At 46.4% G+C, this 21,095-nt stretch carries 19 protein-coding genes; 1 reads left to right on the top strand and 18 read right to left on the bottom strand.

Annotation, left to right across the window (positions count from 1 at the left end):
- Positions 1-44: 44 nt before the first annotated feature.
- The 11 genes from ABEW34_RS27975 to ABEW34_RS28025 all read right to left on the bottom strand — a co-directional run bounded on the left by ABEW34_RS27975 (position 45) and on the right by ABEW34_RS28025 (position 12,859).
- Positions 45-2,096 carry a methyl-accepting chemotaxis protein gene (locus ABEW34_RS27975; protein WP_430163910.1) on the bottom strand — a complete coding sequence of 684 codons (2,052 nt, stop codon included), beginning with the start codon at positions 2,094-2,096 and terminating at the stop codon, positions 45-47.
- A gap of 374 nt (positions 2,097-2,470) precedes the next feature.
- A complete protein-coding gene (locus ABEW34_RS27980; RefSeq protein WP_430163913.1) occupies positions 2,471-3,730 on the bottom strand; it encodes a peptidase U32 family protein in 1,260 nt (419 codons plus the stop codon).
- A gap of 56 nt (positions 3,731-3,786) precedes the next feature.
- Positions 3,787-4,719 carry a peptidase U32 family protein gene (locus tag ABEW34_RS27985; protein WP_430163869.1) on the bottom strand — a complete coding sequence of 311 codons (933 nt, stop codon included), beginning with the start codon at positions 4,717-4,719 and terminating at the stop codon, positions 3,787-3,789.
- Positions 4,720-4,733: 14 nt separating this feature from the next.
- Positions 4,734-5,831: an endolytic transglycosylase MltG gene (gene mltG / locus ABEW34_RS27990; protein WP_430163872.1), complete on the bottom strand. Its 1,098-nt coding sequence runs from the start codon at positions 5,829-5,831 to the stop codon at positions 4,734-4,736.
- An 89-nt stretch (positions 5,832-5,920) separates the two neighbouring features.
- Positions 5,921-6,235, bottom strand: a complete 315-nt coding sequence (locus ABEW34_RS27995; RefSeq protein ID WP_430163875.1) for a DUF1292 domain-containing protein — start codon at positions 6,233-6,235, stop codon at positions 5,921-5,923.
- On the bottom strand, positions 6,235-6,531 hold the full coding sequence (locus ABEW34_RS28000) for a DUF1292 domain-containing protein (protein ID WP_338555341.1): 297 nt from the start codon (positions 6,529-6,531) through the stop codon (positions 6,235-6,237). Before ABEW34_RS28000 ends, ABEW34_RS27995 begins: the two co-directional genes overlap by 1 nt.
- A gap of 54 nt (positions 6,532-6,585) precedes the next feature.
- The gene (gene ruvX / locus ABEW34_RS28005; protein WP_056040037.1) at positions 6,586-7,002 is read right to left on the bottom strand and encodes a Holliday junction resolvase RuvX; all 417 of its coding nucleotides are present in this window, start codon (positions 7,000-7,002) and stop codon (positions 6,586-6,588) included.
- A gap of 21 nt (positions 7,003-7,023) precedes the next feature.
- Positions 7,024-7,287: an IreB family regulatory phosphoprotein gene (locus ABEW34_RS28010; RefSeq protein ID WP_056040153.1), complete on the bottom strand. Its 264-nt coding sequence runs from the start codon at positions 7,285-7,287 to the stop codon at positions 7,024-7,026.
- Between the two features lie 59 nt (positions 7,288-7,346).
- Positions 7,347-9,980 (bottom strand): alanine--tRNA ligase, encoded by a 2,634-nt coding sequence (gene alaS, locus ABEW34_RS28015; protein ID WP_430163880.1) that lies wholly within the window; start codon positions 9,978-9,980, stop codon positions 7,347-7,349.
- A 522-nt stretch (positions 9,981-10,502) separates the two neighbouring features.
- A complete protein-coding gene (locus tag ABEW34_RS28020) occupies positions 10,503-11,573 on the bottom strand; it encodes an AI-2E family transporter (protein ID WP_056040033.1) in 1,071 nt (356 codons plus the stop codon).
- 227 nt (positions 11,574-11,800) lie between these two features.
- Positions 11,801-12,859: a hypothetical protein gene (locus ABEW34_RS28025; RefSeq protein WP_430163883.1), complete on the bottom strand. Its 1,059-nt coding sequence runs from the start codon at positions 12,857-12,859 to the stop codon at positions 11,801-11,803.
- Positions 12,860-13,332: 473 nt separating this feature from the next.
- Between ABEW34_RS28025 and ABEW34_RS28030 the strand changes: the two genes are divergently transcribed.
- Entirely contained in the window at positions 13,333-14,691 is a 1,359-nt protein-coding gene (locus ABEW34_RS28030; RefSeq protein ID WP_430163886.1) for an Nramp family divalent metal transporter, read from the top strand.
- A 53-nt stretch (positions 14,692-14,744) separates the two neighbouring features.
- On the opposite strand, the gene ABEW34_RS28035 is transcribed toward ABEW34_RS28030, so the two are convergent.
- The 7 genes from ABEW34_RS28035 to skfA form a co-directional block, all read right to left on the bottom strand.
- Positions 14,745-15,179 carry a TlpA family protein disulfide reductase gene (locus ABEW34_RS28035; RefSeq protein ID WP_430163888.1) on the bottom strand — a complete coding sequence of 145 codons (435 nt, stop codon included), beginning with the start codon at positions 15,177-15,179 and terminating at the stop codon, positions 14,745-14,747.
- Positions 15,180-15,198: 19 nt separating this feature from the next.
- Positions 15,199-15,705, bottom strand: a complete 507-nt coding sequence (locus ABEW34_RS28040) for a HEAT repeat domain-containing protein (protein WP_430163891.1) — start codon at positions 15,703-15,705, stop codon at positions 15,199-15,201.
- A gap of 17 nt (positions 15,706-15,722) precedes the next feature.
- Positions 15,723-17,192, bottom strand: a complete 1,470-nt coding sequence (gene skfF / locus ABEW34_RS28045) for a sporulation killing factor system integral membrane protein (protein ID WP_430163894.1) — start codon at positions 17,190-17,192, stop codon at positions 15,723-15,725.
- Positions 17,185-17,913 carry an ABC transporter ATP-binding protein gene (locus tag ABEW34_RS28050; RefSeq protein ID WP_430163897.1) on the bottom strand — a complete coding sequence of 243 codons (729 nt, stop codon included), beginning with the start codon at positions 17,911-17,913 and terminating at the stop codon, positions 17,185-17,187. Before ABEW34_RS28050 ends, skfF begins: the two co-directional genes overlap by 8 nt.
- A gap of 11 nt (positions 17,914-17,924) precedes the next feature.
- Positions 17,925-19,439, bottom strand: a complete 1,515-nt coding sequence (locus ABEW34_RS28055; protein WP_430163900.1) for a CPBP family intramembrane glutamic endopeptidase — start codon at positions 19,437-19,439, stop codon at positions 17,925-17,927.
- 27 nt (positions 19,440-19,466) lie between these two features.
- Positions 19,467-20,672, bottom strand: coding sequence for a sporulation killing factor system radical SAM maturase (gene skfB, locus ABEW34_RS28060; RefSeq protein WP_430163903.1), 1,206 nt, complete (start codon positions 20,670-20,672; stop codon positions 19,467-19,469).
- A 93-nt stretch (positions 20,673-20,765) separates the two neighbouring features.
- On the bottom strand, positions 20,766-20,939 hold the full coding sequence (skfA, locus tag ABEW34_RS28065) for a sporulation killing factor (RefSeq protein WP_430163906.1): 174 nt from the start codon (positions 20,937-20,939) through the stop codon (positions 20,766-20,768).
- Between the last annotated feature and the right edge of the window lie 156 nt (positions 20,940-21,095).

Below are 21,095 nucleotides of genomic sequence, written 5' to 3' on the forward strand. Positions count from 1 at the left end.
TGATCGGGAAAGCATCCCGTTCAAACGGCTTTATATACAGCCTGCTATTCGATTTTGAATTTCGCGAGCGAATCTTTCAGCTCGCGCGATACGCTGCCCAGTTCTTCCGACAAGCTGACGAGACCGTCGCTAATGCTAAGCTGCTCGCTGCTGAGGGAAGCCACCTCTTCGGATGTTGCCGAAGACTGCTGTGCTACTGCGCTGACATTCGTCATCGCCTCGGACAACACTTCCTGAGACTTGTCCAGCTCGCCAATGGAGTCCGTTACCGAATCCAGCTTGTGTACAAACTGTACCATCTGCTCCTGAACACCTACGAAAATATCCGTCGCCTGCTTCACAGAAACAATTTGCTCCTGGAATAAAGGATAGGCATCCGACAATACGCTTACCGTATTGTCAATTTCCTCCTGGATTTTTTCCGTGATTTGACCTACGACATCAATCGATTGACGGGATTGATCGGCCAGCTTGCGAATTTCATCAGCAACGACCATAAAGCCTTTGCCCGCTGCACCCGCCCGCGCCGCTTCAATCGCCGCATTCAAGGATAAAATATTTGTTTGCTTCGTCAGATTGTTCAATACATCCAAAATTTTAACGATAGAGCCTGTGCTGTCTTTGAGGCTGTCTACCTTTTCAACCATAGAGCGGGTCATTTGCTCGGTCTGCCCAGTCTTATGGCTCAGCTCGCCCATGTAGGACGCTCCGCGCTCACTCGCCTTCTCAACCTCACCAGCTGCACGCACAATTTCCGCATTCGCCTGCTTCACCGTTTCCATTTGCGTCGAAATATTGCCGCTCAAATCGCTGCCTCGCTCTGCTTCAACAGCAAGGCTTGATGCGCCATTTGCAATTTCTTCGGTTGCGACTGATATTTCCCGTGAAGAGATCGCTGTCTTCCGCGATACATCCGTCAGCTCGCCTGCTGTATGCAGCACAGTATCCGCAGATTGCGTAGCCTGCTTCGCCAAATTGGTAATTTGCGTCATCATATCGTTAAAGCTTTCGCTCAGCTCGCCGATCTCATCGGAACGTTTGCGAATCGTAGAACGAACCGTCAAATTGCCCCGCTGTCCCTCGTTCATCAAATTGCGCAAGTTCGTCAGTGGCTGTGCAATCGTTCTAATCACGAGGAAGCCAATTGCAATTGCAAGGAATACAGCTACAATTGCAGTAATAATGGTCATATTGCGAATGACTTTTGCATCCTCTACCAACGTATCTACCGGAATAAGTCCCAGCAGCTTCCAATCAACGGAATCAAATGTTTTATAAACCGTCAGCATGGATTCGCCAGCGCTAGTATTCAATTTTTTCGAGCCCTCTATTGCAGCGTCGCCTTCCGTTGGAAGAGCTACTGGAGCTGGCTGACCAATGAGCTCATTATCAGGAGCGGCAATATAGTTATTTTGACCGTCTACGATTGAAAGCTCACTGCCGGGTCCCAAGGATACTTCTTTGAATCTTTCCTGAATGCTTGCCAAATTAATTTCAATCAGCAGCATATAGGAAACTTCATTAAGCGTGCTATCCTTCAAAAGACGGCCGATGCCAACCGTTGGCGCGCCGTTTGCACCGCCAAAGCCTTTCGGCTGGGTCGCAATCCATAGCGCCTTGCCGTTCGATTCCTGCACCTTGGCGAACCATTCTTCCTTCTTCATCGCATCAGATGCAACAGAAGATGCGTTTCCTGCCGTTACGACTGGCAGCTTGTCATCCAATGGCAGCAAATAAAGTGCCTTAATGCTGGAGTTTCCAAGCACGTAATCCTGCATTTTGTTTGACAGCTCGCGGCTTGCTTCAAACCGGGTATAGTCGTCCTCGCCGTCACGCATTTTACCAATCAACGTATGTAAGTCTTTGTTAATCAAAATTTGCATCGTCATTTCTTCATAGTTATCCAAAATAATGTTCAAGTTCGTCGTTACCTGGCTGACGGTCTGAAAGCTAGCCCCGGAAACTTTACGCTCGACAATCGTTTTCGTTTGGGAATATGAAATTAGACCTACTGCCAGAACGCAGGCTACGATACTGGCAAAAATAATTAAAAACAGCTTCGTTCCTACGGATTTATTAACCTGGTTCAGCTTCATTTCCTTGGACAGCGATAAAAGCTGCTTGGATGAGCTCTTCCCGTATTTGCCTGTCTTAGAGACGATTTTTTTCATAATCGGTTTAGTGCCGCTCCAAAATCCAGAAAGGGCTTTCATAGGTTTGCCTGATTCTGCTTTTTCCCTCGTAGTTTTCTTCGACTGAGTTTTGTCCTCATTTTTTTTCAATGATGACACCGCCTTTTTTATTTGTTACGGACTAGGTCTCTAGAAGCGTTCAATATGTTGTCAATGAATCCTTGTGCTCTCTTTTCTTATGTAGCCCCTAATTCTATATATCGGCTTTCAACTCACAAATAATTAATAATTAATAAAAAAAAACACTATTTTCGATAATCGAAAACAGTGTCGTGGTCCTAGTTATTTTTTATCATCAATTTACGCAGCATATCCATCGGTTCAACAGGTGCAAAAGTCTTAATGTGGATGCGCTGAAGCGGGTGTCTTGCGGCATCCAGTTCCTGTCCCTTGTCATCGGTCATCTGCGTAATCGTCTGCTTGAAGAAGCGTCCGCCGGGTCCTACAAACTCAACTTCCTGTCCCAGTTTGAAGTGATTGCGCTGCTCTACAACCGCAATTCCAGTCTCTTCATTGTATTCCAGAACAACCCCGGCAAAATCATAAGGAGCTGGCTTATCTTCCGGCTCATAAATATGATCCTCCGCACCCGGTGTATCGAGAAAAAATCCCGTGTTGAGCGGACGATTCGCCGCTTTGAAAATTTCATCCAGCCATTCCTGCTTCAGCACGAAATGTGCCGGATCTTCAAAATAGGAATCAATCGCTTGACGATACACATTTACCACCGTAGCAACATAGTGAATGCTCTTCATACGGCCTTCAATCTTGAAGCTGTCTACGCCGACATCAATGAGCTCCGGCAAATATTCAATCATGCAGAGGTCTTTAGAGCCCATCGTGAATTGATCCTCGCCTTCTGAATACATCGGCACATCATCAACGAACAAATCGTATTTCCAGCGGCATGACTGCGAGCAGCCCCCACGGTTGGAGTCCCGATCGGTAAAGTGATTGCTCAGTACACAGCGGCCGGAAAAGGAAGAGCACATCGCGCCATGAATAAAAGCTTCAATTTCGATATCGACATGCTTTTTAATTTCGGCAATTTCTTCAAAGCTTGTTTCTCTGGCTAGAACGACGCGTGGCAGTCCTTCTTCCTTCCAAAACTGTACCGCCTGCCAGTTGAGCGTGGATTGTTGGGTGCTCAAATGCGCTTCCAGCTTAGGAGCTACTCGCGCAGCCGTCTCGATTATAATCGGATCTGCTACAATAATCGCTGAAATGCCGACTTCTTCCAGATTGCGCAAATACTCCTCAAGCCCGCCGATATCCTCATTATGTGCGTAAATATTCGTAGCCACGAATACCTTAGCGCCATAACGATTGGCAAACTCGACGCCTTCCCTCATTTCCTCAAAGCTGAAATTGCCTGCGTTGGATCGAAGGCCGTATTTTTGTCCGCCAATGTATACGGCGTCAGCGCCATAATGGATGGCGAATTTCAGCTTCTCCAAATTGCCTGCCGGGGCAAGCAGCTCGGGACGATCGAGTCTATGGCGTTTCCCCTGATAGCGGGTTTTCACAGGGCTCGTCACCCCTGAATACGTGTTTTCTGCAACTGTCATCGTTGCTGCACCTCCTGCTCCATACCTCAATACACCTGTTCTTTATAAAAGAAACCAAAGCTCAGCTCACGCTGCGGATCCTGCGCTTCTTGAATCGGCTCCAGCCACTCATCCTGAAAACGGTAGCCCTCGGGATCGGCCATATAAGCGTCAATAACGTTCCGATAAGCCCTTACTACGATTTCATTATATTCTATCGACTTGAGCAGCCCTTCAATCTTCAAGCTCTCGACGCCGATTTCCATCAGCTCATGCAGGTTTTCCAGCATGCAAATATCATCCGAGCTCAAAATATGTGTCCCGTTGACGTCCTCAAAAATAGGGAAACGCTCATCTTTACGCTCAGCTTCCATCACGTATAGCCCTTGCTCCTTGCTGGCGCTGCCAAGCTTGCCGGAGTCTTCCTGATGATCCAAATAGCTGTTCACAAGCGAGCGCTTGGAATGATAAATATTCGTCATGCCATGAACCTGCACCTCGATTGGCATCGTGGAGTTTTCTTTGATTTCAATAACCTGATCCATATTCAGCTCACGGGCAAGCACAAACCGCGTAGCGCCGCGCTTTCTCCAATATTCAGCTGTCGCGTAATTCGTTGAAGTCATTTCGGCATTCCAATGCAGCGGCATGCCTGGAGCGGCAATCCGCGCAGCCATCAATACAGCGGGGTCACCGAACATAACGCCGTTTACACCAGCTTCGGCCAATGCCTGCAAATAGCCAGGCAAAGATTCCACGACTTTGTTTTCGATCAAATTATTTACCGATACATAAATGTTTACGCCATGAGGCGCCGCCAATTCGACTGCTTGCCTGATCATTAACAGATCAAATTGTCCAGCAAGACGCATGCCGTAGCGTGCTTCTCCAATCAGGAAAGCATCAGCCCCGGCAGCAATTAGGCGCTCCAGCTCCTCCAAGGATGAAGCTGTCGTTAATAATTCCGGCTTTACTGCCATGCTCCTTACACTCCTTACTTAGACTGCGCAGTTTTGTTGCTGTTAGCAATATTATGGTTATGCTCGCTAAAGGTTTTAGCAAACAGATGCTGTCCCGTTCCATCTTTCTTGGTTACATAGAAAAAATATTCCGTTTCCTGCGGATAAAGCGCCGCTTTGATCGAGCTAAGGCTTGGGGCTGCAATCGGTCCCGGCGGGAGCCCATCTACCAAATAGGTGTTATAAGGGCTGTCTACCTTGAGATCCTTATTATATAAACGTTCCTTTGGCTTATCGAGTGCATATTGCACCGTTGCATCTATTTGAAGCTTCATCGGCTTGTTCAAGCGATTATATATAACGCTCGCAACTACCGGACGCTCCTCATCAACGACCACCTCGCGCTCGACCAGGGATGCAATCGTAAGCAGCTGATGAATCGTCAGCTTGCGTTTTTCCAGCTGAATCATCCAATCATTGGGAAGTTGGGCAAGCTTGACATCAAGCTCAGAAATCATGCGGTTCAATATTTCCTGCTCGGTACTGCCCTTCTTCATTTCATAGGTTTCAGGAAACAGATACCCTTCCAGCCGGTGATGCAGCTTGGCATCGGCGGAAATCTCATTGACCGCCTCCGCATTGGTCCATGTTTGCTGCTTATCGGCCAGCTCCAAAAATTTATCCTTGTCGATCAGCTTCTCTTCCGCCAGCTTATCGGCAATTTGCAGCACCGTAAGCCCCTCGGGAATTGTAAACCGGATCGTCTCCTGCTTGACAGTGCTGCCGCTGTTCAGCATAGCGATGACATCTGCCTTATCCATGCCGGGATTCATCGAATAGGTGCCCGCTTGGAATTTGCCGCCTTCTTTCTCCAGCTTCAAATAATACTTAAAGATCAGGGCATTTTTAATAATCCCTTCCTCCTGAAGCACATCGGAAATTTGGCTCGCTGAGGCGCTATTTGGAATGACAATCTGCTTGGCCTCTGCCGTCTTGGTTGGCTCTAATTGAAGCCACAAATAAATAAATGCGCCGCCCACCACTGTAGTGATGACGCCTAAAATACTTAAAAATACGTAAAAAGCGATACGAACCTTGCTAGGCCTAGGTGACTGCCTCTTTGCGTTGTCCAACCTGCTTTCCTCCTATTTCCCCAATACGTCGAGAAAAAGAGCGGTGTGCACCGCTCCTTTTCTCGATGTATACGTATAATAAAGCTTGCTTAAGGCCGCTCATCGCCAGCAAATAACAAATCGTCATAAGCTTCGGACGCCAGTTCCCATTCTTCATCATCCTCAATCGTTTCCAGCTCCGGCTCTTCGCCAAGCTCGCCAATAACGCGGAAAAGCTCCACTTCATCCTCGCCCTTCATCGCTTCCGACTGGAGCGCAGCATAAACGTAGGAACCGAGTCTAAACTCAGCCTTGATGACGAAGGTTTCCATGACGCCGCCGCCCGCAAGCAGCTCGATTTGAGGACCGAAGGCTTCCCGCAGCTGCTCAAGCGGCTGCGGGATTAGTACCTCGCCTTGATCCATTAATTTTCTTCCTCCAATTCGCCGAGCAGCGTATTAAACGTCTCCTCCACGATGTTCCACTCTTCTTCGTCTTCAATCGTGTACAGCTGGAGATCGTCGCCATCTTCCTCGTAGCGGAAGGCGTAAACCTCATCTTCCTCTTCGCTCTCGCCAACGAGCGGAACGACCATCATATATTTCTGATCAGAGCCATCCACTTCAAACTTCATGATGACTTCGAATTCTTCTTCATTGCCGTCTTCATCCGGAATATAAATAATTTCCGGCTCTTCGAACTGCATATCATCCTTTGTCATCTTAACCCTCACCTTTTCGTTTTGTGCATTGCGCCAAAATAGCTTTCGCTCCTGTTAACGCAAGCCCTTAGAATCGAGATAATTTTGTAAAATGAGCGTTGCCGCCATTTTGTCCACTACCAGCTTTCGCTTCTTACGGCTGACATCCGCCTCTATGAGAGTACGCTCTGCGGCTACAGTAGTCAACCGTTCGTCCCAAAGGTGAACAGGCAAGTGTAGTTTCTGTCGAAGCTGCTCTGCGAATTCAATACTAATTTCGCCTCGCGGACCGATGGTGTTATTCATGTTTTTCGGTAGTCCCAAGACGATCTCACTAACCTCATACTGCTGCGCCAATTCGGCAAGCCGATCCAATTCGCCATTGTCACGGCGCTTCTTCACGACCTCAAGCCCTTGCGCAGTCCAGCCAAAAGGATCGCTTACCGCAACACCAATGTTGCGATCGCCGTAATCGAGTCCCATTGTTCTCATTGCTTGTCCGGCTCCTGACTATTATGTTTTCTTATTGTTCAAATAAAACCGGACAAGCTCTTCAATGAGTTCATCGCGTTCCTTCTTGCGAATCAGGCTCCTGGCGTTGTTGTGCCGCGGAATATACGCGGGATCACCGGAGAGCAAATAGCCTACAATCTGATTAATCGGATTGTACTCTTTCTCCAGAAGTGCCTCATGCACAGACAGCAAAATATCCTGTGAGGAGGTCTCCAAACTTTCCGGCAACACATCAAACTTCATCGTTTTGTCCATGGAACTCATCGCCAGCACCTCGCTTTCCAACTACATTTCAATGAGATTACTATCGATACACATTCCTATCATATCACACTTGCTTGGGCGAGAACCAGTTCTTCCGCAAGTTTCAGTGCTTCTTCCAATTTGGAAGCGTCCTTGCCGCCAGCCTGCGCCATATCAGGACGGCCACCTCCGCTGCCGCCGCATACGGCTGCTGCTTCTTTAATAATTTTCCCAGCGTGAAGACCCTTCTTCACCAAATCAGCCGATACCGAAGCTACAAGGCTAACTTTATCCTCTTGAACAGCGCCAAGAATAATAACGGCGGAAGGCAGCTTAAGCTTCAGCTCATCAGAAATGCCGCGCAGCGCGTCTATGGATGGCGCATTTACTTGAGCGGTAAGCACCGTAATTTCGCCGATCTGCTTCGCCTGCTGCTCCAGCGAGCCTGCTTCGATCCGGCTCAGCTTCGCCTGCAACGATTCATTCTCACGGCCAAGCTCCTTCACCTGTGCATGCAGCGCTTCAATGCGTTTAGGCACATCCCCATTGCTCGATTTCAGCAATGCTGCTGCTTGCCCCAGCAAATCAAGCTGGCTTTCCGTGTAGCTATAGGCATGGCGGCCTGTAACGGCTTCAATCCGGCGCACGCCGGAGCCAATTCCGCTTTCGCTGATCAGCTTGAACACGCCGATTTGCGAAGTGCTGGCTACGTGGCAGCCGCCGCACAGCTCAAGGCTGTAGTCGCCGACCTGCACGACGCGGACAACATCGCCATATTTTTCACCGAATAAGGCCATTGCGCCCATTTCCTTCGCTTCTGCAAGCGACTTGTTTGTAATGGTCACATCGGTGCTGTTCCAAATTTGCTCATTGACACGGCGCTCGATTTCTACAAGCTCCTCATCGGTAATGCTGCCAAAGTGGGAGAAGTCAAAACGCAGACGCTCCGCCTCAACAAGGGAACCGGCCTGATTAACATGTGTGCCCAGCACTTCTTTGAGCGCTTTATGCAGCAAATGCGTTGCCGTGTGGTTTTTAATAACGTCCTCACGAACCGCTTTCGCTACAGCTGCCTGTACTTTCTCGCCTGTCTTCACGATGCCTGACACAACGAGCGCGTGATGCACGCTTTGGCCGTGCGGCGCTTTCGTTACATCTTTCACCTGAAGCGAAAAGCCTTGGCCCGAAATGATGCCGCGGTCTCCAATTTGTCCGCCGCTCTCCGCATAGAACGGGGTACGGTCAAGCAGCACAAACACTTCGCTGCCTTCGCCTGCGCTGTCAATCAGTGCATCCTCTTGCACGATCGCCGTAATCGTCGATTCAATTACCAATTCATTATAGCCAACAAATTCGCTTTTAACCGTGAATTCGCCGAGTGCGCCGCCTTGAATCTTCATGCCGCCCGTATCCTGGCGAGCTGCCCGCGCGCGTTCACGCTGCGCTTCCATAGCTGCGTCGAAGCCTGCACGGTCAACGGTCAAGCCATTTTCCGCTGCAAAATCCTCCGTCAGGTCAAACGGGAAGCCATACGTATCATACAGGCGGAATGCATCCTCGCCGCCGATTTCCTTGCCGCCTGCTGCGCGCGCCGTGTCGACAAGCGTCGTGAGCAAAGCCAGACCATCGGACAGCGTTTCGTGAAAACGTTCTTCCTCTGTACGAATAACCTTCTCAATAAATTCGCGTTTGGATACAACCTCGTCGTAGTACACGCCCATCACTTCCCCGACAGTAGCGGTCAGCTCATGCAGGAATGGACGGTCGATGCCGATCGTTTTTCCATAACGAACCGCTCTGCGAAGCAAACGGCGAATAATGTAGCCGCGTCCTTCATTAGAAGGCATAACCCCGTCGCCGACAGCGAAAGCTACCGTACGAATATGGTCAGCAATTACTTTCAGCGCCACATCATGCTCATCGTTCACATGATATTTTACGCCAGCAAGCTCGCATGTACGCTCAATAATAGGCATGAACAGGTCGGTATCAAAGTTAGAATCGACATCCTGCAATATGGAAGCGAAACGCTCCAGGCCCGCGCCTGTATCGATGTTTTTGTTTGGAAGCGGCGTATAGCTGCCATCCTTGTTATGGTTGAATTGCGAGAATACGAGGTTCCATACTTCCAGGAAACGCTCGTTTTCGCCGCCCGGCCAGCATTCCGGATCGTTCAAATCGCCGTATTTGTCGCCGCGGTCATAGAAAATTTCCGTACATGGTCCGCATGGGCCTTCGCCGATATCCCAGAAGTTTTCATCCAGCTTGTAGATGCGCTCCTCTGGCAGGCCGATTTTTTTGTTCCAGAACGCGTATGCTTCCTCATCCTCCGGGTAAACCGTAACCGATAGGCGCTCTGGATCAAAGCCGATCCACTCCTTGCCCGTTAGAAACTCCCAAGCCCACGTAATGGCTTCTTCCTTGAAATAATCGCCGATGGAGAAATTGCCGAGCATTTCAAAAAAAGTATGGTGGCGGCGCGTCTTGCCGACATTTTCAATATCGTTGGTGCGAATGCATTTCTGCGAATTGGTAATTCGCGGGTTTTCCGGAATGACGCGTCCGTCAAAATAAGCTTTCAGCGGCGCCATGCCTGCGTTAATCCATAGCAGCGATGGATCGTTGTGCGGCACGAGCGATGCGCTCGGCTCGATTGTATGTCCTTTGCTTTCAAAAAAAGCAAGCCATTTTGCCCGAATTTCACTAGCCTTCATAGTTGATACGCCTCCAATAGGTTTCATTATTTACGCCTGCACGTTGCAGCCAAACCTGCTTTAAAACATCAAAAAGTCCCTGTCAGTTATGACAGGGACGAAAACTCGCGGTACCACCCTGGTTATCGCCAGCTTCAGCCTGCCTTGCGCTATCTCTAGCGGCACAGCCTTACGCAGCAATCTCCTCGTATGGACAATAACGGGTCCTCCCGGTGAAGTTCATTCACACTCCGAAAGCAGCTTTCAGCCATCCTTCGCCATAAAAGCTCTTGCAGCCAACGCCGGATCACGGCGAAGAAGCTTCCTCTCTGATTGACGGTCTATAGCTTACTTCTTTTTCATCAACGATTTTGATTTAAAATATAAGAATATTCACGCTTGAATTCTAAGAATTTATAAGTTTCATCCTTATATCTGCTTAGAATTTTCCGACAAAGCTCTCCGCTCGTCCCAAAAGGACGGCGCAAGCCGTTTACGCTTGAGTTGTACTAAAAATGAGTATATCGGCAGCAAGGCCCGCTGTCAAATAATCTTTCGCCGCACATAATAGGCAAACATATGCTGGACGATGACCTTCAGCGCCGCGAAAATCGGAACGGCGAGAATCATTCCCGCAACGCCCGCGACCTCTCCTCCGACCAGCAGGGCGAAAATAATCGCCAGCGGATGCATATGCAGCGTCCGCCCCACCACCTGCGGGGAAATGATGTTGCCCTCTAAAATTTGGCATAGTGTATTGATTACCGCGACGAGAATCATCATTTTGACCGATATGGTCGAGGCCATCAGAATTGCTGGAATCGCCCCCAGAAACGGGCCCAAGTAAGGAATAATGTTCGTAATGGCTACAATGCCGGCAAGCAGCAGCGCATATTCCATTCCAATGATCGTATAGCCGATATAGGCGAGCACGCCGACGATCAGACAGACCAGAAACTGCCCGCGAATGTAGCTGCCGAGCGCCGAGTCGATATCCTTCATCAGCCGAACGGTGTTTTGACGATGCGATTTGGGTACATATGTAATGATCGTCCGCTCAAACACCTCAAAATCCTTCAAAATGTAAAACGCCAGAAACGGCACAATAAAGGCAATGAACACCGTATTCAGCACCGACCCAATATTGTTGATAAAATGGATCAGCGTTTCCGACAGCTTCCGCTCCATATGGAGCAGCGACTGGTTCATGCCATCGCGCAGGCTGTCCGGCAAAAACGACGTATTGTTAATGTCGGTCACCAGATTTTGCGCCTTAATCGTCAGGTCCGGTACCCGCTCGTTGAGCTCCTGCACCTGCATCGCAAGCATTGGAATGACATTGACGAGCAAGACGGTCAGCGCTGTGAAAAATACCGTATAGATGAGCAGCACCGCCATCGTTCGTGGAACTTTACGTTCATGCAGCATCGTCACTACCGGGTTCAGCACGTATGAAATAATCATGGCAACGATAAATGGCGCAAGTATCGCTTTGAGGAAAAAATAAATATTCATAAACATCGGCTTGACCAAAATGAGCAAATACAGCGCCAGCAAGCCTAGAATCACATAGACCAACCACACAAACAGACGGCTTTTTGTGAACCGTTCCACTTTCCCTCACCCCCGCTCGCTTACCAAGGTGAAACGGCTGTCGCCGACCATTGGCGGCGGCTGCGCGTTTCAGTCCGAGAAATATAAGTCCATTTATAAGTGTGAAGCTTATAAATTCTTATATTTCAAAAGAGGCCCCTAGGCCAATCTGCTACAGTATATGTACAAGCGGGGAAAATCATCCATGGTCATTGTAGCTTACAGCAAGAATTAATATCGTTACGACACTAGGATAATGTGACGAGTTTAAAAGATGTAGTGCGGGTTGAGTCTTCCCTTACTGCAAAGCAAGCCGTTTTCGTTTTACTGTTGAAGCTAATAAAATCGTAATTAGGATCGTTAAATCCTTTTTGATTTTCCGCTACTTTCTTTCCCTTAAGTGTATAGAGGCTCCAAGTTTGGTCACCCTTATTTTTCACATATAAATAGCCTCCCCATACTTTCGTTGACCAGCCTGAACTTTCGTCATCAACAAAATTTTGTTTGATTTGGGATGAGATTTTGCCTGTCGCGTTGTTATAAACGGTTAGCATCGCTTGTGGTTCAGACAAGTTTGGTCTAAACACATTTGCAGCTTGCGGGCCGCCAGCAAAAAATGTATTTACATAGGTAAAAGCATCATCCGTGCGAATATCAACACCAATTGGATAATCCCCAAGGTTTATGTTTGTGTTTCTATAAAGATTTATAACTTTTACTGTATAATCAGAATTATTAATCCCATCTACTTGTAGATTCAATGTCAAATAAGGGTATTTAGAGTAGCTAAAATCAATTATACTTTCGCCAATTGAAAGAAAGGCTGAGAGATCCATCTGTATGATTGGCGTTTTCCACGGGCTTTGATAAACCTTAAAAATCTGTTTATCAAGCAATGCTATCCGTTCAGGAACTTGATTAGAAGGCGGCAGCCACCCAAGCAAAGCATTGGTATTAGAAATTTTGAAAGGATATTTTACAGCACTTAAAGCTTCGCCCTGCTTATTAAAAACTTTTTTCTCCAGTTTATTCTCATTTATACTCAAAACGATAAATTTGTTGCTATTCAATGAAATTGTTTCTTTTATAAACCCATTAATAGACGCATCCCATTTCTTGGACGTATCCGTCATATTCCACATTGAGATTTGCTCTTTTTCATTACTTGAAATTAAGACATAAGGGCTACCGGTTACTTGATCAATCGTACCATATTCATTCAAAGGTATAGATGCTGCAAGCAGACTAGATGTCATGGAAAAACACAAAACAAAACCTATCATTGCACATACACACTTTCGGATCATTTAATCATCTCCTTATGCATTAATATAGAACAATAAAATTACGGTTAACTTCATAATTATATGCAGTTAACCGTAATTTTACAAATTGAAACAAAACTTCGAACATATAAGCTAGTTGCAAATTTTATATTGTTCGTCTCTATCTGTTGAAGAGAATACATTTTTTATATAATCAATCTTTCCTCCATGATTCCACACTGCTTCCACAAGTCCAGAAATGTTACCAGGATAGACTGTGGCTATAATGGAGGCCGCACAAATAGAATTAGATTTCAAAATACAACAGCTGCGTGATTACCAGAGTTTGATCGGGATTGGAAAGAATGACCCCTGTCCAATCCAACAATAAGGTAAACCCGCAACCACTTAACATTTTTCCATTGACAAAAATGTTTCCCAGGAGCAATATTGTTTCATGGAACAAACAAATGCGACAGCTCCAACATGTGAGCGTAAACGAAAGAAGGGTTTTTATGAGCACACAGTCCGATCAATTGGATAAAAAGTCTGGCTGGCTCCGCGCGAGTGGAAGTGTCAGCCTTGAAGAAGTGAACTCCTCCATTCATATACCGAAAAATGCAAGCAGCTTTCGCAAATTTCTCGCCTTCGCTGGCCCCGGCATGCTGGTCGCCGTCGGCTATATTGATCCCGGCAACTGGGCAACGTCCATTGCGGGCGGCGCAAGGTTCGGCTATACGCTGCTGGCCGTTATTCTAATCGCCAATTTAATTGCAATTTTGCTGCAAAATCTGTCGGCAAGGCTCGGCATCGTTACCGGTCGCGACCTTGCCCAAGCAACCCGCGACTCCGTCGGCATGAAAGGCGCTGTCATCCTCTGGCTGCTGGCCGAGCTTGCCATTATTGCAACCGATCTTGCCGAGGTAATCGGCTCCGCGATTGCGCTGAATTTACTATTTGGCCTCCCCTTAATAGGCGGAATTCTGATTACAACACTGGATGTATTTTTGCTGCTGCTCTTGCAGAAGAAGGGCTTTCGGCTTATTGAATCGCTCATCATTGTGTTGATGGCTACGATATTCGGGGTTTTTGTGTTCGAGGTCATTATTTCGCGGCCGGATCTATCAGCGGTGCTCTCTGGCTATGTACCAAAGTTTGAAATCGTGAGCAGCCCTGCCATGCTGTTCGTATCCCTTGGCATCCTTGGTGCAACGGTTATGCCGCATAATCTGTATTTGCATTCCTCCATCATTCAGACGAGAAAATATGAACGGACGGAAACGGGACGCCGGGAGGCGATTAAGTATTCCCAATGGGATTCGGGCATTTCGCTGACGATCGCTTTTCTGATTAACTCAAGCATTTTGATTTTGGGAGCTGCGGCCTTTTATGGAACGGGCCTGAATGTAACAGAAATCGAAGGCGCTTATCAGCTGCTTAGCCCAACGCTTGGCGTCAGTATTGCCAGCACCTTATTCGCTGTTGCCTTGCTCGCTTCGGGCCAAAGCTCAACGATTACGGGGACTTTAACGGGGCAAATCGTGATGGAGGGGTTTATTAAATTTTCGATCCCGCCTTGGCTGCGCCGTATTGTGACACGCTTGCTTGCTGTCATTCCAGCGCTCATCGTCACTTGGCTGTTCGGCACGCGCGGAACGGGAGAACTGCTGCTGTGGAGTCAGGTCGTCCTCAGCTTGCAGCTTCCCTTCGCGATTATTCCGCTCGTGCTGTTCACAAGCAGCCGCACCAAAATGGGCGTGTTCGCCAACAAGCCTTGGGTCAAAGTGCTGGCCTGGCTATGCGTCGGCGTTATTACAGCGTTAAACTTGTTCCTTGTGCTTTATTTGTTCGCTACTGGGCATGAGCTAGGGTAAATTCTATTACTACTTTTTCTTTAGTCCATATTTATTCAACCTATTTGAGCAGCCTAAACGCGAATCAGGCTGCTCAAATAGGTTGTTACATTTCCGACACCAACTTTAGAGCTAACCAACTTGCCCTGTGCATCATATACATAAAAGGAGGGGAGAACTTCGCTTTCAAAAAGAGAAATCCATCTATGCTCATTATCAAGCAGTACAGGCCCATCAATTCCAAGCTCCTCTACGACTTCCTGAACCCTTTCGCGATCTAAATCTGAATCACTCATCGGCACATGAATGGACAAAAGCTGGAAAAAAGATTCATTTTCCTCGTGCAGCTGTAAAATATCTGGAATAATTTCTTTACAATAGCCGCAGCTGATTGACCATAAATAAACAAAAAGCTTTTTCTCACCCTCCGGCTCCTTGCTGTAGCATTTTCCGTTCAACCAATTTATTTCATCCTCCCATTTCGGGCTATACGACACCGCTGCATTCACAGTACCGCCTCCTTAAAAATTAGGATTGAATTTTTCGAGCCAATACCTTGGCAAGCGCCTCTTCCGCAGCAAACGCTTCTATCGGGCTGTCAGGCTGTTCCCGGTGCTGCTTTAAACATTCAATCGCGGGATCGTCTACCTGCCCCGGATCCAGAAAGGACATGGCCCAAGCTGCCCAGAAGCGCGTTTTACGATTGTCAGCATGAAGGAGCTTCTGCAGCGGCGAAATACTTTCAATTCCCATTCTCGTTAAAGTTAAAGCCGAAGCCATTCTGAGCTGTTCATTATTCTCGAGCAAAAGAGCTGCCACCTGCTCAGCACTGCCTGCAGCCTTATGACCAATTTCCCCCAATACCACAACAATCATCGTGCGTATGGAGTCATCCGCCGATTTCAATTGCTCAAGAAGCGCTGGTATAACTTGCTCCCCTTGATTTTTCAATATTTGCAATGCTCCCATTGCCTCACTGGCATCTGGGCTGCCAAGTTTTATAATCTGGGCATTTACTGGCTTCAAATCTGACATAAACACATCTCCTTATATCATCTATATGTAAATATACGAATAATTCCATAAAGGATGACAATCGCCATGACAGCCATTACGAGCATTCCGAGTGACAACTCGATTAATGTAGAGTGAAGAAATAATAATATAAAAATGATTCCTGCAAGCACGACGCTATACATGAACAGCCTCTTATAATAGGACCCTATTGATATTTCCAAGTTTTTGAGAAATACATCGACAAAAAGGCTAATGCGGAAGCACGATATCGCCACAAAAAGAATGAGCAGCCATCCAGCAGCAGCTAAAGGTGTTACGGCTAAGGTCAGGTTCCCACCGATTGTTATACTGATGATGTAGTAAAGCGCTACCGTTGCGAAAGGTGGAATTAAATCCACGATTTCAAGCAAAATCATTTTTTTCAATCTGGAACCAGGCAAAAGAAGCAAATCTCCCGATTGCGCATGCCTAATTAAACCAGAGAAAAAACCGCCTATTAAGGCCGAAGCTAAAATAATCCCAAAATAAATCATTAACCATGAAGGCCATTTGATAACCATAACAATGGTCAAACCAGCACCTCCGATGAATTGAAAAACAAGCGCCGTACGATGCTTGCGCCATAACACCCACTCGAACCAGACAAAGGCAAATACACCTGTCCATGCTTTTCCGCCCCAATAGCTTGCTTGATCGCCCCCTTTCACAGAAGCGGCCAACGAACTAAAGCTGCTAAAGCTAGACCAAAAATCAGCTTCTCTTGTAAGCTTCTCCTTTAATTCCAATCCCTTTGTTGCAGTCTGAATGACAAGGATAGCCAGTACAATAAATACGACTACGAACATAAACCCCGCAAAATGAAACTCCCCTACCATAAATGCGCCTACATAAAAAGCAAGAAGCTCCATCGCTCCAGCAATGGAAGGAAACAAAGGCTCCTCCATCTGGGTAAAAAAGAAAGAGAGCACGGTCACCACAAGTCCGGCGGCACCAACGATGCCCACAGCCATCAAAACTCTCCATTTTCCTCGCGATGAGGAGGCTGCAAATAACCCCGCTTCAAGCAAGCTAATAACGATCAGGCTCATAAATGCCTTGAAAAATAAATGCTCATATGTATGACCCATCATGAAGCGAATCGTATCTGCAATTAGGGCTGCGCCTAACCAAAAGCTGCTTCGAACCAATAGCTGCCAGCATAGGCACGTCCATACAATACGGCTCATTGACATAGGCAGCATATAAACCCACATGACATCCTCCATACGGGAAGGAAGCCTGTTTGATAATAAGCCAAAGAGAATAAAAATAAATAAAAGAACGATGACGACCCAACCAACAAGCTGGGCCATAGCTTCTTCGGGCTTTGACAATACATTCAATTGCAGCAAACTAAACAAGGCTAGAATAAGCAGCGGTGCAATTATCGCAAATTTGCTGCCCTGCCTATTCGTCAACCATTGCCTCGTGCTGTTTTTGAACAAAAAGACAGCAAGGTTAATCATCCGGCAGATGACCCCCTAGTTGCCCAATCACATCTTTTTTCCAAAGCAATCGCTGTTCTTCATCATTAGGGACGATACTTTCAGCGACAATGCGGCCTTTTTTGATTAAAATAACGCGCTGGGCGGTTTCCATAACAAACTCAAGACTATGGGAGGAAACGATAATACTTTTATTGAGGTCTCTATTTTTCAGCAGCCATTGCGCTAGCCATTCTTTAGAGGGAATATCGAGCCCTACAGTGGGCTCGTCAAACAAATATAAGTCCGCCTGTTGAATGACTGCTGCTGCTAACACGACGCGCTGTTTCTGCCCTTTGGACAGATTGCCCGCCGGGCGGTTTGCATATGACTCCAAATTCACCTCTTTAAGTGCTAAAAGTACGGCTTCCTCCAGCTTTTTTGGGGGAATACGGAAAGCTTTTGCTTTAAATTGCAAATGTTCAGCTACTGTAAGCATAGGATACAGGGAGGGACTATCAGGAATAAAGGAGAGCAGCCTTTGAGCTTGCTCGGAGCCCGCCTTAAATCCATCAATTGTAATGGTGCCCTTCTGGGGCTTATAGAGACCTGCAATACAACGCAGGGTTGTCGTTTTTCCAGCTCCATTCGCGCCAAGCAGTCCGACAATTTCACCTCGTTCTACCGTAAAACCAATGTTATCGACTCCTTCATTGCCGGGATATTGCTTGACCAAATCCTGCACAAGCAACAGCTGCTCCATATGCTACCTCCTTATTTATTGATGTAAGAGTGGTGTGCAGAAGGCTCCTCCTTAACCCCAATTGTGTTTTTCAACTGAAGCTTATAATAAAGAATCGGGATAGACAGCAAAACAAAATTATGAACAAAATGGGCCACTATTACTGCCAGAAAACCATAATGAATAAATATGAACCCTAAAAATATGCCAAACACCACTAACTGGGCCCATCTAATCCATCCTGGGTTATACCCGCTTCCTTGGTGCAAAAATGCCCATAAAATCGAAGTAATGGCCACTGCAAGCCATTCATTTTGTAAAAACCATAATAGCGTTGAAATGCCTAATAAGCGAAAAATAATTTCTTCCAAAATAGAGCTTTGCAAACTAATGCTTAAGCATTGCTTGAGCCGAAAGCCGGATAAAAAAATAGACCGGTCTGAAAGCTCTGGCGATATGCGAACAACGCCTTTAGATTCTAGAAGCTTAAATATAAAAGCAAAACCCCCTAATGCTGCTAAGGCTGAACAACATCCTATCGTAATTTGGAGGAAAGCGCTATCGAATAACAAAAGGGACTGCCCTACAGCTAATTTCACGCCCGCAAGTGATGTAATAAATGCCATGCTGCCATAAGCAATGCTGGCTACAACAGCGGAGACAATACCGATTGCATATACAGATTTAATCGTCAAACGGGAATCAAACGCATTAACGATACTCATGGAAATATCATTGTTGACTGTAAGCAAGACAGCAGCAGCAATGACTAACCCTATGCCTAAGCTAAGCAGTGATTGATGGGCGCCCTCCACATAAATGAGCAAAAGAACGCCAGCGATTGTCGATAAAAAAGAACCGACAAATCCCGATAAATTAAGCGCAGAATCACGAAACTCCTGCCTGACGACTTTGCCCATCGTTTCTGTAAGGATTTCTGTCTCGCTCAGTATACGGACTAAACAATTTTCTTGGGTTTGAACGGAAAGCTTCATTCTTATTTCTGCTGACTCCTGCATATACCAATAAGTTACAATGTCAGACAAATCCTCTTCACGAATGCCTTCCCCTGTTATTTTGGCGTTGCCCCATAGCCCATTCTTGTTTCTGTCAAGGATGGATTTAATTTCAGCTGGCGTTTTCTTTGCCATTAATGACTGGGAAGATGCTAGTCTTTGTGCACCTGCATCCACATGCAAAAAAGTAATTTCACCCTTCGCATTTATACCTACTGCTACCGAGCTGCCTTGTTTCACGAAGCGAATTCTCCATGATTCCACCAGTCCCCATTGATATAAAACCGACCGCAGCCGATCCAGCATATTTAAGTGATGCAAGCGGTTTACCGTTTCCCGATCATTCCAATACATACCATATGCGCGCCATCCTGAAACATCTAATCCACAAAGCAATTGCAAATAATCCGCCGCAACTGCAGTCGCTTGTTCTTTAGGCATTAATATAGACGGGTAAGAACGAGGGCGATTTTTAATAAACAAAACAAGCCCGATCATTGCCGCTGCAATGAAAAGGATGATCTTTACCATACTTGCCTTCAGTCCTTTCTATATAGATTAAACAAATGGCAAATCCGCTTCTTTGGGCAATTCGACTTTTCCGATACATTTGCAAGACGTAGCATTTTCCCGCGCACGCAGGAGCCTTTCAGGTGTGCCTATATCATCAAGCGAGTCTTTTAAAATATGACCCATGCTGGCACCTTCGATTTGACAAGGAGTGACCTCTCCATCTGCCCGAATATACCAAGCTAAATAGCCTGGCGTGCAAAAGTCATTACATCCATCATTCCCCTCATTACCCCAATCGGTAATGAGCAACCGATCACCCCAATTCCTTACCGCCTCTTTCAACTTTTCGTCGACGTATAAGTATTGCTCGTTGTCCAGTTCAAAATAATGATTGTCAGCTCTGCCAACTGGCAATGTAACACCTGCTCTGAAGGCTGCGGCTCCAGCAAGGGCGGCATCCTGAATAACCGCACTGATATCTTCATAATTTTGTGGATTAACCGTCATTGCTATTAGACAAGGTATCCCTCTTTCGGCTAATCGCTTGATGTTCCTCATTGATTCTATGTAAGCGCCTTTTTTCCCTCGCAGCTTGTCATGTTTATGTGCTGAACCATCGACACTGACTTGGACAAAAATATTTCCAAGGGCGCTAATAAGCTCGATTTCATCCTCTTTCCAATATAAACCATTGCTAAATAAATGTACATTTGTAAATAATGTACTGGCTGTTGTTACAATTCTTTTAAACCCTTTTGCCAGCCTTGCTTCTCCCCCAGTTAAGGTGATATCCGAAACCCCGCTCGCGGATAGCTTCTGCAAAATTTCCATCCAATCCTCCACCGCCAGCTCCTGTTCTAACGGCTTGCCTGAGCTTGCGTAACAAAAAGAACAAAATAAGTTGCAGCCATTCGTTAATTGTAGTGTACAGCTAATTGGCAAATAAGATTTTGTTGATCCCGTGAGTCGAAGCGTTCCAAGCGCTCCTTGCATCCAGCTTTCAGTGAGCGGATGCTGATTCAATTCATGGACCAGCTGTTCCGTACTGAACGGGATTCCATTTATGTTGCTCCACACTTTTGCGGTTTTTTCCACGCTTTTCGTTTTGGCAAGCAATAAGGCGAGCTGGGCAGCTGTTCCGCTTAAACGAAAATAATACATGCTATTACGCTCTACCAGCATGGCTCCATCCGGTTGTAAATGAAGAAAGTAACTGGGTTCGTATGAGACAGAAGCAGCATCATTAACCATTTAATCCCTCATCTCCGTTTTTAAAAAATAATGAAATAATAAATTTGGACACAGGAGAAACCTTGACGATGGCCTCTTCTGTGTCCTCGTTTTCTATATCGCCAGATTGATAGGAGTTGGAGGCAAGCATGCACGTGTTAAAGAAATACTTTTAGCTCCCCAACAAGCGGCACACCCAATTGACTTGACTAGAGATGTGCCAACTGGCTTATCCAGCCCAGTAGAAACCGATGATTCCCAGGTTGCTTTAATTTCTTTTTCTTTCATAAAAACACTCTCCCTTTACATTATTTGAATACAATTACAATTATAAATTAAATTCTCGATTTAAGGAATAGAAAGAAAGCACCATTTCCATTTTATATTTCTGCCACATCTAGTCGAATTGTGACGCAAAGCTTGGAATAAAATTAAAAATAGCAA

Source organism: Paenibacillus algorifonticola, from assembly GCF_050481745.1.
Classification (GTDB): domain Bacteria; phylum Bacillota; class Bacilli; order Paenibacillales; family Paenibacillaceae; genus Pristimantibacillus; species Pristimantibacillus algorifonticola_A.

Coding starts and splice junctions, on each gene's coding strand:
- ABEW34_RS28025 (WP_430163883.1), bottom strand. CDS start 12,859: ATGATCCGAAAGTGTGTATGTGCAATGATAGGTTTTGTTTTGTGTTTT.
- ABEW34_RS28000 (WP_338555341.1), bottom strand. CDS start 6,531: ATGACAAAGGATGATATGCAGTTCGAAGAGCCGGAAATTATTTATATT.
- ruvX (WP_056040037.1), bottom strand. CDS start 7,002: ATGAGAACAATGGGACTCGATTACGGCGATCGCAACATTGGTGTTGCG.
- ABEW34_RS28040 (WP_430163891.1), bottom strand. CDS start 15,705: ATGTCAGATTTGAAGCCAGTAAATGCCCAGATTATAAAACTTGGCAGC.
- ABEW34_RS28010 (WP_056040153.1), bottom strand. CDS start 7,287: ATGAGTTCCATGGACAAAACGATGAAGTTTGATGTGTTGCCGGAAAGT.
- ABEW34_RS27995 (WP_430163875.1), bottom strand. CDS start 6,235: ATGGATCAAGGCGAGGTACTAATCCCGCAGCCGCTTGAGCAGCTGCGG.
- skfB (WP_430163903.1), bottom strand. CDS start 20,672: ATGGTTAATGATGCTGCTTCTGTCTCATACGAACCCAGTTACTTTCTT.
- alaS (WP_430163880.1), bottom strand. CDS start 9,980: ATGAAGGCTAGTGAAATTCGGGCAAAATGGCTTGCTTTTTTTGAAAGC.
- ABEW34_RS27985 (WP_430163869.1), bottom strand. CDS start 4,719: ATGGCAGTAAAGCCGGAATTATTAACGACAGCTTCATCCTTGGAGGAG.
- skfA (WP_430163906.1), bottom strand. CDS start 20,939: ATGAAAGAAAAAGAAATTAAAGCAACCTGGGAATCATCGGTTTCTACT.
- ABEW34_RS28055 (WP_430163900.1), bottom strand. CDS start 19,439: ATGGTAAAGATCATCCTTTTCATTGCAGCGGCAATGATCGGGCTTGTT.
- ABEW34_RS27975 (WP_430163910.1), bottom strand. CDS start 2,096: ATGAAGCTGAACCAGGTTAATAAATCCGTAGGAACGAAGCTGTTTTTA.
- ABEW34_RS28050 (WP_430163897.1), bottom strand. CDS start 17,913: ATGGAGCAGCTGTTGCTTGTGCAGGATTTGGTCAAGCAATATCCCGGC.
- ABEW34_RS28030 (WP_430163886.1), top strand. CDS start 13,333: ATGAGCACACAGTCCGATCAATTGGATAAAAAGTCTGGCTGGCTCCGC.
- skfF (WP_430163894.1), bottom strand. CDS start 17,192: ATGATTAACCTTGCTGTCTTTTTGTTCAAAAACAGCACGAGGCAATGG.